The 11754-nt window shown below is 39.4% G+C and carries 13 protein-coding genes; 4 read left to right on the top strand and 9 right to left on the bottom strand.

Annotated features, from left to right (window positions below):
- Window positions 1-432: 432 nt before the first annotated feature.
- The 3 genes from KQP79_RS04590 to KQP79_RS04580 all read right to left on the bottom strand — a co-directional run bounded on the left by KQP79_RS04590 (window position 433) and on the right by KQP79_RS04580 (window position 3035).
- The gene (locus KQP79_RS04590; protein WP_009040867.1) at window positions 433-1149 is read right to left on the bottom strand and encodes an SDR family NAD(P)-dependent oxidoreductase; all 717 of its coding nucleotides are present in this window, start codon (window positions 1147-1149) and stop codon (window positions 433-435) included.
- A gap of 74 nt (window positions 1150-1223) precedes the next feature.
- Window positions 1224-1793: a Crp/Fnr family transcriptional regulator gene (locus KQP79_RS04585; RefSeq protein ID WP_004306591.1), complete on the bottom strand. Its 570-nt coding sequence runs from the start codon at window positions 1791-1793 to the stop codon at window positions 1224-1226.
- Window positions 1794-1805: 12 nt separating this feature from the next.
- Window positions 1806-3035, bottom strand: a complete 1230-nt coding sequence (locus KQP79_RS04580) for a 3-phosphoshikimate 1-carboxyvinyltransferase (RefSeq protein ID WP_061447792.1) — start codon at window positions 3033-3035, stop codon at window positions 1806-1808.
- Between the two features lie 186 nt (window positions 3036-3221).
- Here KQP79_RS04580 and KQP79_RS04575 point away from each other — a divergent pair, with 186 nt between their 5' ends.
- Both KQP79_RS04575 and KQP79_RS04570 read left to right on the top strand, forming a co-directional pair.
- On the top strand, window positions 3222-3770 hold the full coding sequence (locus KQP79_RS04575) for a WG repeat-containing protein (protein ID WP_061447773.1): 549 nt from the start codon (window positions 3222-3224) through the stop codon (window positions 3768-3770).
- A complete protein-coding gene (locus KQP79_RS04570; RefSeq protein WP_061447774.1) occupies window positions 3767-4819 on the top strand; it encodes a winged helix DNA-binding domain-containing protein in 1053 nt (350 codons plus the stop codon). Before KQP79_RS04575 ends, KQP79_RS04570 begins: the two co-directional genes overlap by 4 nt.
- A gap of 587 nt (window positions 4820-5406) precedes the next feature.
- On the opposite strand, the gene KQP79_RS04565 is transcribed toward KQP79_RS04570, so the two are convergent.
- Window positions 5407-6078 carry a DUF1349 domain-containing protein gene (locus KQP79_RS04565; protein WP_004307952.1) on the bottom strand — a complete coding sequence of 224 codons (672 nt, stop codon included), beginning with the start codon at window positions 6076-6078 and terminating at the stop codon, window positions 5407-5409.
- Window positions 6079-6159: 81 nt separating this feature from the next.
- Here KQP79_RS04565 and KQP79_RS04560 point away from each other — a divergent pair, with 81 nt between their 5' ends.
- Complete coding sequence (locus KQP79_RS04560) at window positions 6160-6939, top strand: response regulator transcription factor (protein WP_008640988.1); 780 nt, start codon at window positions 6160-6162, stop codon at window positions 6937-6939.
- 74 nt (window positions 6940-7013) lie between these two features.
- On the opposite strand, the gene KQP79_RS04555 is transcribed toward KQP79_RS04560, so the two are convergent.
- Complete coding sequence (locus KQP79_RS04555; protein WP_004316267.1) at window positions 7014-7706, bottom strand: HAD family hydrolase; 693 nt, start codon at window positions 7704-7706, stop codon at window positions 7014-7016.
- A 187-nt stretch (window positions 7707-7893) separates the two neighbouring features.
- On the opposite strand from KQP79_RS04555, the gene KQP79_RS04550 reads away from it, so the two are divergent.
- A complete protein-coding gene (locus tag KQP79_RS04550) occupies window positions 7894-8961 on the top strand; it encodes a DUF2027 domain-containing protein (RefSeq protein WP_061447775.1) in 1068 nt (355 codons plus the stop codon).
- A 63-nt stretch (window positions 8962-9024) separates the two neighbouring features.
- Here KQP79_RS04550 and KQP79_RS04545 read toward each other — a convergent pair whose 3' ends face one another.
- From KQP79_RS04545 to KQP79_RS04530, 4 genes are all read right to left on the bottom strand, one after another.
- Window positions 9025-9381, bottom strand: a complete 357-nt coding sequence (locus tag KQP79_RS04545) for a hypothetical protein (RefSeq protein WP_004326225.1) — start codon at window positions 9379-9381, stop codon at window positions 9025-9027.
- A 292-nt stretch (window positions 9382-9673) separates the two neighbouring features.
- Window positions 9674-10282 carry a lysine exporter LysO family protein gene (locus KQP79_RS04540; RefSeq protein ID WP_004326224.1) on the bottom strand — a complete coding sequence of 203 codons (609 nt, stop codon included), beginning with the start codon at window positions 10280-10282 and terminating at the stop codon, window positions 9674-9676.
- Window positions 10279-10560 carry a LysO family transporter gene (locus KQP79_RS04535; RefSeq protein WP_004307957.1) on the bottom strand — a complete coding sequence of 94 codons (282 nt, stop codon included), beginning with the start codon at window positions 10558-10560 and terminating at the stop codon, window positions 10279-10281. Before KQP79_RS04535 ends, KQP79_RS04540 begins: the two co-directional genes overlap by 4 nt.
- A 188-nt stretch (window positions 10561-10748) precedes the next feature.
- Window positions 10749-11747 carry a DUF4249 domain-containing protein gene (locus tag KQP79_RS04530; RefSeq protein ID WP_008776242.1) on the bottom strand — a complete coding sequence of 333 codons (999 nt, stop codon included), beginning with the start codon at window positions 11745-11747 and terminating at the stop codon, window positions 10749-10751.
- Between the last annotated feature and the right edge of the window lie 7 nt (window positions 11748-11754).

Below are 11754 nucleotides of genomic sequence, written 5' to 3'. Positions count from 1 at the left end.
CCTGTTTGTGTTAGATGAAATAACAAGGATGATGAAATAAACAAGTAGTTTCATTTCAATATGAAGATAAAATACGGCTTTGGGTATTCTTAAAAAGAAAAAATGAATGAGAATTTGATATTATTTTTGAAAATACATGCTATGTATTAAAATATATTATATATTTGTGCCGTTAATTCTAATTTTATAAACCATCCTAGTTCTGAAAGAACTTATTTTTTCATCATTGATTACTGAACCCTAAAAGTGTCCTCCAATTGTAAGAGAGCTGTTTATTTGTGAGTTAGCTATTATCATTAATATGATTCCCGTACAGACTTATATACATAACTAGAATTTGGTAGATACCAATATCTGTATAAACAGTTGGGGCAGGTGTTTTTTCATTAGATTTACTTAGACAAATATGTGTTGGCTATGGAGTATCTATCATTACATCCGGCAATAAATAGCAGATGGCAACAGACGAAACAGGATAGTTACATATCTCCATCTTTGGGAAATGAAAGCTACTTTTTTCTTTTTAGAAATAGCCTTTTTAATTTGTTTCACAGCTTTATCAACGGGAGTAACCCAAAACAATCCTTCTCCTTTTGCCATAGCGGTGTCTACAAATCCGGGACGAATATCGGTAGTGTAAATAGAATAAGGAGATTTAGTTGCTTTTTGTCGTAATCCTTCCATATAGTTGATTTGATAGGCTTTCGACGCATTGTAGGCGGGAGCGATGCCACTGCCGCGCGTACCTCCAACAGAGGAAATAGTAACCAGATGCCCGCTTTTTTGCTGTTCGAAATATCGGAAACCCCAGTCTGCGATGTTGGTGAATCCTATCACGTTCGTTAGTAAGGTAGGTTCTTCCAATTGGTAGGAGAGTTCGGGGTTTAGTTCTCCGGTCCCGGCACAGATAATCAATATATCCATTCCACCCATTTTTCGAGTGAGAGTTTCGAGGGATGAAATGGTAGCTTGTGTATCGGTGATGTCGCACACTTGATAGAATAGTTTGTCTTTGTCCCGGGCGCATACCTCTTCTAATAGATTTTCTCTGCGACCGGTAATGCCGATAAGATAATCTTCTTGAGAATAGACTTCTGCCAATCCGCGACCGATGCCGGAAGTTGCACCTATAATTATAATTTTTTTCATGAAATACAATATACTTTGTTTGCCCGCAAAAGTAAGGGTAGGGAATAAATAAACTCTTGATTGAAATCAAGAATTTATTTTTGTACGACTTTTCTTCGGATACGACTTAATGTTTCGGGACGAATCAGAAGATAGGAAGCCAGTTCTTTTAAAGTTATCAGTTTCAGTAAGTCGGGACAACGGTTGATAATTTCAAGATAGCGTTCTTCCGGTGTCAGGCTGTACATTGAAATCATCCGGTCGTAGACTTCCCACAATAACGTTTCTGCGATGCGGCGTCCTAACTTTTGGTGAGCGTCGTTGGTATCGTAGAAGTCTGCCATTTGCTGATAATTGATTACGTATACCGAGCAGTCACACAAGGCTTGTATATCTACATTTGATTTGTCCTGTAACTGAAAAGCCGGATAGTTGCCAACAAAAGAATGATCGAAAGTATAGCCTACAATGCTGTTTTCGCCTACACTGTTGGTGCAACAGTACCGGAAAGAACCGGAACTGACGAACCCCATTGTTTTGCATACTTCTCCCTGGCGGGAAAAGTAGTCTCCTTTCTTATAATAGGTCTGCTTCCCCTGTTGTAATACAAAATCTACAATAGGGGAGTAGTTGATGTGGGAAGTATATTTGTTGAAATCTTCCACAGCGTATGAAAATTAGCCTTCGTTTATAACCTGAAATCCGGCCTGTTTCAAATCTTCCCAATATCCGGGATATGATTTGGTAACGACTTGCGGATCGGCAATAAGTAAATTGGGATGGCGGATAATTGCCGGTGCAAATGCCATTGCCATCCGATGGTCTTCGTAGGTTTCAATCACCGGAGTTTCTTCCGGTTCACATCGTTCGCCATTCCACATTAATATACTGTCATTTTCTTCCTTGATCATATATCCCAGCTTTTTAAGCTCGGCTCGCAGGGCGGCAATACGGTCAGTCTCTTTTATTTTCAGGCTTTGTAATCCGGTGAAACGGAAAGGGACATTCAGCAAGGCACAGGTAACAACGAATGTCTGTGCCAAATCCGGAATGTCGACAAAGTCTTCTTCCAGTCTTTCCGGCGCTTTGCCTGTTTTTTTCAGTTTCACACCTTGCGATGTAAATTCGGTAGTTATACCTAAGCGTGAGAAAACTTCTGCTCCCCGGCTATCTCCCTGATAACTGTTAGGAAACAACCCCAATAATTCAATTTCTGCTTTGGGAGATAAGGCGGCAATCTGATACCAATAGGAAGCTGCGCTCCAGTCATTTTCCACTTTGAAAGGAATGCTCTGATAGAGTTGTGGAGCAACGGAAATGCTACTGGGAGAAGTCCATGCGGCTTTGGCTCCAAAGTCCTGCATCAGTTGCAATGTAAGATTGATATAAGGGCGGGAAATAATCTCTCCGCTTAAATGCAAAGTCAAACCGTCTTTGAGTGCCGGACCTATCATCAATAGAGCAGATATATATTGGGAACTTACATTTCCTTTCAAGGTTATTTCATTTCCTTTCAACTCTGCCCCTTTGATACATAAGGGAGGATATCCTTCATGGTGGACATACTCTATTTCAGCTCCTAATTCCCGGAGCGCATTGACTAATATCTGTATCGGGCGTTGCTGCATACGGGCTGTTCCTGTGATTGTCCGTTCCCCCGGAGTCACACTTAAATAGGCGGTAAGGAAACGCATAGCAGTGCCCGCAGCCATAATGTCAATCGTCTCTTTCCCTTCGGTGAGAGCTTTTATCATCACCTGTGTATCGTCACAATCGGACAGGTTTTCAGGAGGATAAATACCTTTGCCCAGCGCATTGATGATTAATGCACGATTACTGATACTTTTAGAAGCCGGCAACTGGATAGTTGCTGTTACTACTGAAGGAGGGATGAGTTTATAGAGCATCATTTCTTGATCTATTCTTTGTTATGGAGTACAAAAGTAGAGATTTATTCGGAGACTTCCAACTGGTTTTGACTCTTGGCTAAGGAGTTGAGGCAATATCTGTATCTTCTTATTTATTCTTTTTATCATTAACAATGATTTGTATGGAAAGAAATTTTATATTTGCAATATACTAATAATAAGCTCATGAAACTAAAATCTTTGTATGCCTTATTGTTTTGCATTTTTATGACTGGTTGTTTGGACGGTCAAAAACAGTCGGATCATTCAATCCTTATTGCTTATATGTCAACTGAATATCCGGAATTAGGATCTTCTGTCTGTTATTTGAATGAGCAAGGTGATACGATTGTTCCCTTTGGTAAATATCATTATGGAGGAAGTGATACAATACGGCATATCGGTTTTGTAATGGAACCTCATAAACCCGGATGGACAACTATTAATAACAAAGGAGAAAAACTTTTTTATGCCTTTAGTTTTGATAATGGACCGGATTATGTAGAGGAAGGGCTTTTTCGTATCATAAATGATGAGATGCTGATGGGGTTTGCCGATACACTGGGGAATGTTATCATCAAACCACAGTTTGCTTTCGTTTGCCCTTTCAAGGACGGCAAGGCCGAAGTGACCTATACTGGGGAAAAAAAGGCATTGGATGATTATGGGGAGAATTGGACCTGGCAAAGTGATGATTGGTTTTATATTGATAAAAATGGCAATAAATTAAAATGAAAATACCAAATATACGTTTACTCAACCAACAGTTATTAAGTCCTCTTTTCTCTCAACCCAAGGAACTTGTGTCCTGGATGGGAGCTATGCAGGCACAGAATTATTCCATGGTGAAATGGGCAGTAGGAATGCGTTTGAAGTCGGCAACGATTCAAACTGTGGAAAAAGCACTGCGTGATGGTGAAATCCTGCGGACTCATGTAATGCGTCCGACATGGCATCTCGTAGCAGCAGAAGATATCCGGTGGATGTTGAAACTTTCCGCCGGGCGTATTATATCTGCTAATGAGTCTTATGCGAAAGGGCATGACTTGGAAATTTCTGAAGAACTCTATACGAAAAGTCATAATCTGTTGGAGAAAATTCTTTGTGGGAAGAAAAGCTTGACGAGGCAGGAGATTGCCGAGCATTTTAACCGTTCGGGGATTGTAGCGGATAATCATCGTATGACCCGCTTTATGGCTCGTGCGGAGCAGGTGGGGATTGTATGTAGTGGGGAAGATAAAGGAAGTAAATGTACGTATGCGCTTTTGGAAGAGCGTGTTCCGCCGATGCCGGAATTGACCAAAGATGAATCTTTGGCTCGTTTGGCTAGAAGCTATTTTCGTAGTCATGCTCCTGCTGTTTTGCAAGATTTTGTCTGGTGGTCGGGGCTGCCTATTACAGATGCACGTCAAGCTATTTATTTGATTGATTCGGAATTAACGGCAGAAGAATGGAATGGACAGACATGGTATATTCATGAAGATTGCCGGACTCGTGGAAAAGTTACCGGCAGTTTGCATCTTCTTCCTTCTTATGATGAATATTTGCTTGGTTATAAAGACCGGACAGACGTTTTGCCTAAAGAGCATTACTCGAAAGCATTTACCAATAATGGTCTGTTTTATCCGATTGTTCTTCATGAAGGACAAGTGATAGGAAACTGGGATAAGTCTGTTAAAAAGAGAGGCTCATTGATAGAACATTCATGGTTCCGGTTGGGTGATTGTGTCGATGAAGGTGCGTTGGATCGTGAGAAAGATAAGTATATACGGTTTTGGCGATAATATATGAAAAAACGTATATTTTATCGTTGTATAATTCTATATATGCAGGATATATTTAGGCATGAGTTGAAAATGAGACGGATTTGCTGTTTTCGAATTTAGAAAAGAAATAAATCGATTGTGTTTTGGAATAATTTGTTTTAGTCTGCGTCTTTTATAGAATAGATGTATAGAACTTGCCTTTGTTTTGTCTCAAATTGATATGTGGAGTGTTGGCTGTTTCAGGTGTAGGTTAGCTCTGGGATAGCACTTAAAATAAAGTTTTATATGCTCCTTTTAAAGGAATAAAGTGTTTCTCACCGATCAATGAATCGTTCCTTTAAAAGGAACTGGTTACTCCTTTTAAAGAAACGATTGTCAATAAGTTTATTATAGTGTATCTTTTGACTGTTTTTATGTAAAAAACTCCTCGGGAACTGTATATTCTTGCATTATTTTATACAACAGAACTGCTGGAAGAGGAAATCCGTGTGATGCTATTTATACTCATCATATTAAAAATAGAACATTTAAAGTAAGATATACTACCGCATTTATATTATAATAGAGCTTTCTCTCTATTTAAATAAATAGCATCAGGACTGATTTTATTTGTTCATTTGCCTTTTTGCCCATTCCAGTCTTCGTTGATCGGCTAATGGAGTCACTTTAAATTCTTCGAATGTAGCGGTGAACCCTTTCCCGTCCGGACAAGCTCCCATTAATCCTACCATGACAGGACAATTATCTTGCAACCAACACGTGCGCATCATAATATATTCTTTATCATCACGTGAGAAAAATATTTCTACTGCATCCAAGCGACGGACTGCTTTTATCCATATAGAGCGGGGAGCATCCGGCAATTGTACTACACTCCAGTCACTAGTCCGATGCGTAACTACGGCACTTACATTCTGTTTGCCGTCGACGTATTCCACACCTGCTTTTATCCAGTTTTCATGGTCGATGCGCAGCATTAATCCCATTTGGTCAAAGGTGGTGACATAGTTGCCGGTTATCTTTACTTTGGCTTCAAATTCTCCACCATAAGTCGCATAATAGAAAGGTCCGTCGTCCACTGTGAACCCATAATGAGAAATCCTCCAAAAGTCTGTTTTTGCAGGAACATCCATCACTAAGGTTTTGCCATCTTTTATTTCCCACTGTTGAGGCTCGTTCAGCCAGTTCATCTTATTCAAACTTTGTGCCATAGAAGAAGTTGCTACTGCCATAAAGGCTATTGACATGATTTTGATTTTTAAATGTTTCATGATCATTTCTTATTTGATTATCTTTGTGGTGCAAAGATAGCTCATACCTCCGTGTGCAACAATACTGAATAATAACCATTTTATAAGATGGATGTATTACAAAAGGAAATAGATGAAGTTTATGCGACACAACTGATAGCCGATGAAATATTGGACAATGGAGTTGTAGAGCAACATCAACGCTTTATTCATTCATTGACGGAGATTAATGGTGGATGTGCTGTTATTTCAGATCTTTCGAATAGGAAAAGTTATATTGCCGTTCATCCTTGGGCGCATTTTCTAGGCTTAACTCCCGAAGAAGCTGCTTTGAGTGTGATTGATTCTATGGATGAAGATTGTATTTATCGGCGTATTCATCCTGAAGACTTGGTAGAAAAGCGGTTATTGGAGTATCAGTTTTTTCAGAAGACCTTTTCGATGTCTTCCGAAGAACGGTTGAAGTACCGGGGAAGATGCAGAATACGTATGATGAATGAGAAAGGAGTCTATCAGTATATTGATAACCTAGTGCAGATAATGGAAAATACTCCTTCCGGAAGTGTATGGTTGATTTTTTGTCTTTATACCTTGTCTGCAGATCAACGAACGGAGCAGGGGATATGTCCCACTATTACCCATATGGAACGTGGAGAGGTCGAAACGCTCTTTTTTTCGGAAGAACATCGCAATATCCTATCCGAACGCGAAAAAGAAATACTTCGCTGTATACGTAAAGGACTATCTAGTAAAGAAATTGCAGCTGCCCTTTATATTAGTGTGAATACAGTCAATCGACACCGGCAGAATATTTTGGAGAAACTCTCTGTCGGTAATTCGATAGAAGCGTGTCGGGCTGCTGAATTGATGAAACTGTTGGATTTGTAATCCAATAAGATGGCATTGTTCACTGATTTCTTTCTTCAGATTTAAAGCTTATCTGAAGAAAGAACAGAACTTATTTAAAACAAAAGTAGCAACTCATCAAATCTTTTCACCTGTTTCAGATGGTCATGTGTGAATGTGTCTACTACTTCGTGTTTCCACATCACTTCAAAAGGAATATGTATACCATATCCTCCCAGCGATAGAACAGGTTGAATGTCCGATTTCAGAGAATTGCCAATCATGACAAATTCGGAAGGAGCAATCTGTAAGATATTCAACATTCGTTGATATTCTTTCTCTGTTTTATCGGACATCACTTCAATGTGATCGAAATAAGAGGCTAATCCGGAACGTTCCAGCTTATTCTCCTGATCGAGTAAGTCTCCTTTAGTGGCAACTACTAATTTGTATTTACCCTTCTCTTTCAACACTTTAAGCGTTTCTTTTACTCCCGGCAATAGTTCAATAGGCATTTTTAGTAATGATTTGCCTAATTCAATAATATGTTGGATGTCTGTACCTGAAATCTTTTGTCCACTCACATGCAAAGCTGTCTCTACCATAGAAATGGTGAAGGCTTTGGCTCCATAGCCGAGATATTTCAGATTATTCATTTCTGTTTGAAATAAAGCGGCTGAAATATCTTCAGAAGTGCCATAAGGCTTTAATAGGTCTGTGTATTGTTTCTCTATTTCCTGGAAAAAAGGTTCATTGCTCCACAAGGTATCGTCTGCATCAAAAGCAATGACTTTAATAAGTTCTTTCATCGGTTTTCGTCGTTAATGGTGAATTTTAGATTATATGTTTGGTATTTCGTCGGGTGCAAAGTTACAATAAAAAGAGGAATAAAGGCAGACGGTTTGTTTTTAGAACCGAATCTCCATTTAATTTCATAGAAATCTCTATCTTTGTTACTCGTTTTTTTGAGTTTGAATTTTAATTGGATATACAATAATGAAAATAGGAGATAAAGTACGCTTTCTTAGTGAGGTAGGCGGTGGAATCGTAACTGGATTCCAGGGAAAGGATTTTGTGTTGGTAGAAGATGCAGATGGGTTTGATATTCCAATGCCGATACGCGAGTGTGTCGTGATTGAAACAGATGACTATAATTTGAAGCGTAAACCGACTTCTTCTGCTCCGAAACAAGAGGGACCTGCTAAACCGATAAAACCGGAGATGCCCGTCATTCAACGCCAGCCGGAAGTGAAGGGGGGAGATACGCTGAATGTATTTCTGGCTTATGTGCCTGAAGATGCAAAGGCTATGATGACTACTCCTTTCGAGACTTATTTGGTAAATGATAGCAATTATTATTTGTATTACACTTATTTGAGTGCAGAAGGAAAAGCATGGAAGAACCGTTCGCACGGTTTGGTGGAGCCTAATACAAAATTGCTGTTGGAAGAGTTCACCAAAGATGTATTGAATGATATGGAGCGGGTGGCTGTTCAGTTGATCGCTTTCAAGGACGGTAAGCCTGCGGCTATCAAACCGGCTGTTAGTGTGGAGATACGGATCGATACCGTGAAGTTCTATAAACTTCATACATTTAGCGATTCTGATTTCTTTGAAGAACCGGCTTTGATTTATGACATTGTGAAAGATGATATGCCTGCCAAACAAGTATATGTTTCGGCGGAGGAGATTCAAGAGGCTTTGTTGCAGAAGAAATCTGTAGATAAACCGAAGTCACAACCTATTGTGAAACCAAACCATACTACTCATGGCGGAAAGAGCGGAATTATTGAAATAGATCTTCATATCGATTCTTTGCTGGATGATACTCAAGGGATGGGCAATGCTGAAATACTGAATTATCAATTGGATAAGTTTCGCGAAGTGATGGAAACTTATAAGAATAAGCGTGAACAGAAGATTGTCTTTATTCACGGCAAGGGAGATGGGGTACTTCGAAAGGCTGTCATTGATGAATTGAAACGGAAATATAATAATTGCCGTTATCAGGATGCTTCTTTCCAAGAATATGGGTTTGGGGCTACGATGGTGACTATTAAATAACAGTATAAAAAAAGTGGAAGCCAACCGGCTTCCACCCTCTCTCTCTTTTACATATTAATCATTTTACTTATTCAGTTCAATACCTTTATTCTGTAAAGTGATGTTCATCAATGCGGCATACTTGGCGTACTGTTCAGCACTAAGAGTCTTTCTCATCAGTTTCAAGTTACCATAAACAGCGTTGCGCAATTTTGCTTCTTTATCTTTCTTCGCTGTTGTGGCTCTTGACATCTGTGTGGAGAAATAATCGCAAATATTGGCTACTTCTTCACTCTGAACTGAATTCAAGTTCAAATATTTACCTAATTTACTAACATTGATGTTACCTTCCCATTTTGCAGTTGTAGGTTGATTTCCGGCTGCAAATGTTGTAGCAGCAAGGCAGAGCGCTGCCACTAATGTTAATCCTAAACGTTTCATAATACCTACTTTTTTAATTGTTATACCTAAAAACTATTCCTAAAAACAAATCTAATACCTATTGAAAATTAGTCTAAGCGCTTAGTTTTTTCTTTTTACCTATGCAAATATAAGAATATGTTTTATAGCATAAAAATAAAGAAAAGAAAAAGATTCTATTTAGCCTCATTTCTTGATGTAAGTCAAGAGATGATATGCTTTTTGATACAAAAACGGTTCTTTATGAAACATATTTGTAATACGTGTGCGAAAACGATAGTGGAAATAATCTGCTTTTTAGGATTTATTCCTATTAAAATGATATTGAGCAAAGGAACGTGACTAGGAAAGGAACACTGAAATCAACAACAAAACCATGGAAAATGGAAATGATTACAAATTCTTTTCCCGAATATCGGGTAATAATAGGAAGAGTGGTATCCATTGTAGTGGCTCCACCAACAGAAATAGGGGCTAGCTTTCCGAAATACTTCACTAATAATGGCGCACACAGCAAAGCGATGATTTCACGCATGATATTGGAAAGTAACGCAATAGTTCCCAATTCGGGACCTTTGTATTCGGTAATGAAAATGCTGGAAAGTGAATAATAGCCAAATCCGGCTCCGACTGCCATACAGTCTAAAGGACCTCGTTGGCTCATAAAGGCTCCTGCTACGGCGCAACCTGCTAATGTGCCAATGATCGTCATGATGGGAAGGAATACAAGCCGCGGATTCAGGGAGCGAAAACTCTTCAAAGTATTCGGATCGTTGCCGATACTGATGCCTACGCAGAACATGAGTCCGCAGAGGGCATAGTAACTGAGCTTGCTGTCGGTGAAGTCGTATGGAATAAGATGATAAACTCCACAAAGAGTACCGATAATGAAGAAAGAGACGATAATCAAACTACCTTTCATGCTTTTGTCTCCTTTCCTTTACTATATAATAGGTACCACAACCCCCATGCGCATAGAGTACTTCCTATGACCGCAGCTACCGTGATGATAACAGCTTCCAGTCCAAGAGTGTGTAATCCTTTGATGATAGATTCATTACCCCCTACATCTATTCCGAGAAGAAAGAGAAGAATCCATATAAGGAGAGTGATTATCTTGTGTATCCATGATAGTCTTTTACTGCGTAACAAGTAGCCAAGAAGCATGCCTGTCAGCATAATTCCAATAATGATAAACATAGTTAGTGCCTGCTTTTTGGCTGCAAAGATAGTATTAAATGTAAATCTTGGCTAATCTCTTCCACGATTTCTTTCATGGCTATTGACAGACATTCGACCATATCATCCACGCAAGCGGCATTGACAGACGGTGAATCTTCAAAACTACGGTTTATCGCAGTCTGCTATCCATAATTTATGATTTGTTTTCATCGTTGTGGTTTTTCTATATGAATGATCTTACTTGTCTCCGTACTGATTCCAATCATCCCAATTCCTCCATGTACATTGCTGGGGTACTTGATTGGTTCATTTATTGTTTCATCGTAAGCGTCGGAATCTACCAGGTTAAGTGCTTTCAGATAGTAATATTCTGTTTCCGTGATGCTTAAAAGACGTACAATAATATCCATCTTTACATTGGTGCCGTATTCAGGAAATCCGTCAATATCTGTCTGGTTGTAAACCGTCATTGTGTAAGATGTATTTTTGAATCGTGAGTCGTCGAATACACCATATATATTCTTTACGGTGTCGAACATGCCGTTGTCTTCGTCATCGCTGTTGGTGGGCTGTCCGTCTGTCAGCACAATATCCTCGCGGGATATAAAATGATAGCGATGTATTGTCCGGCTGACAAATTCCCCTGTTTCTTCATTATAGTCTTTCACTGTCATTTGCTTATCCATGATAAGCCGGTAGTAATTATCTTCGTTGGATCGATCTTTGATATTGATTTTGTATCGGAGAAAATTCTGCGTATAATAATACTTTGTCATTGGAATGGTGACCGTATCGATATCAGCTATTTCATGTGGACGCTGTGGTACGGTCACTTCAGTCCATGCGTGATATTGTCCGTCGTCTGTGAGGGCGTCGATACGAACTACATCTCCGGGAGTAAATTTGCTGGAAATATGGAAGCGGCATTGCATATCTCCTTCCGTTTGGGGTGGGAGCGGACGTAAACTTTCTGATAACTGTCCGTTAACGCGTACTTCCACCGTGGCATTTTCTACATGAGTGGCGTATCCTCTTCCCGTGAAATTGAGATAGAGAACGTTGGTCAGACTGTCTGCGTTGATTAGTGCGTTCATCACTAGTTTGGGGGGATTGTCCTTTACACTAAAAGGGAGTTCGTTTTCGCAAGAAACTGTTGTCAGCAATGCTATTAACAGGATAAATGGATAACATATACGAGTTCTCATAATGGGT

Origin of the sequence: Bacteroides sp. DH3716P, assembly GCF_025914115.1 — a bacterium.
In the GTDB taxonomy this organism is placed as follows: Bacteria; Bacteroidota; Bacteroidia; order Bacteroidales; family Bacteroidaceae; genus Bacteroides; species Bacteroides ovatus.
The sequence above is the reverse complement of the archived record's forward strand: the minus strand, read 5'-3'. Positions and strand labels throughout refer to the sequence as shown.

Excerpts from the sequence above, each read along its gene's own strand:
- KQP79_RS04590 (WP_009040867.1), bottom strand. The coding sequence starts at position 1,149 with ATGAAAAAAATTATAATTATAGGTGCAACTTCCGGCATCGGTCGCGGA.
- KQP79_RS04580 (WP_061447792.1), bottom strand. The coding sequence starts at position 3,035 with ATGCTCTATAAACTCATCCCTCCTTCAGTAGTAACAGCAACTATCCAG.
- KQP79_RS04575 (WP_061447773.1), top strand. The coding sequence starts at position 3,222 with ATGAAACTAAAATCTTTGTATGCCTTATTGTTTTGCATTTTTATGACT.
- KQP79_RS04570 (WP_061447774.1), top strand. The coding sequence starts at position 3,767 with ATGAAAATACCAAATATACGTTTACTCAACCAACAGTTATTAAGTCCT.
- KQP79_RS04565 (WP_004307952.1), bottom strand. The coding sequence starts at position 6,078 with ATGATCATGAAACATTTAAAAATCAAAATCATGTCAATAGCCTTTATG.
- KQP79_RS04560 (WP_008640988.1), top strand. The coding sequence starts at position 6,160 with ATGGATGTATTACAAAAGGAAATAGATGAAGTTTATGCGACACAACTG.
- KQP79_RS04555 (WP_004316267.1), bottom strand. The coding sequence starts at position 7,706 with ATGAAAGAACTTATTAAAGTCATTGCTTTTGATGCAGACGATACCTTG.
- KQP79_RS04550 (WP_061447775.1), top strand. The coding sequence starts at position 7,894 with ATGAAAATAGGAGATAAAGTACGCTTTCTTAGTGAGGTAGGCGGTGGA.
- KQP79_RS04545 (WP_004326225.1), bottom strand. The coding sequence starts at position 9,381 with ATGAAACGTTTAGGATTAACATTAGTGGCAGCGCTCTGCCTTGCTGCT.
- KQP79_RS04540 (WP_004326224.1), bottom strand. The coding sequence starts at position 10,282 with ATGAAAGGTAGTTTGATTATCGTCTCTTTCTTCATTATCGGTACTCTT.
- KQP79_RS04535 (WP_004307957.1), bottom strand. The coding sequence starts at position 10,560 with ATGTTTATCATTATTGGAATTATGCTGACAGGCATGCTTCTTGGCTAC.
- KQP79_RS04530 (WP_008776242.1), bottom strand. The coding sequence starts at position 11,747 with ATGAGAACTCGTATATGTTATCCATTTATCCTGTTAATAGCATTGCTG.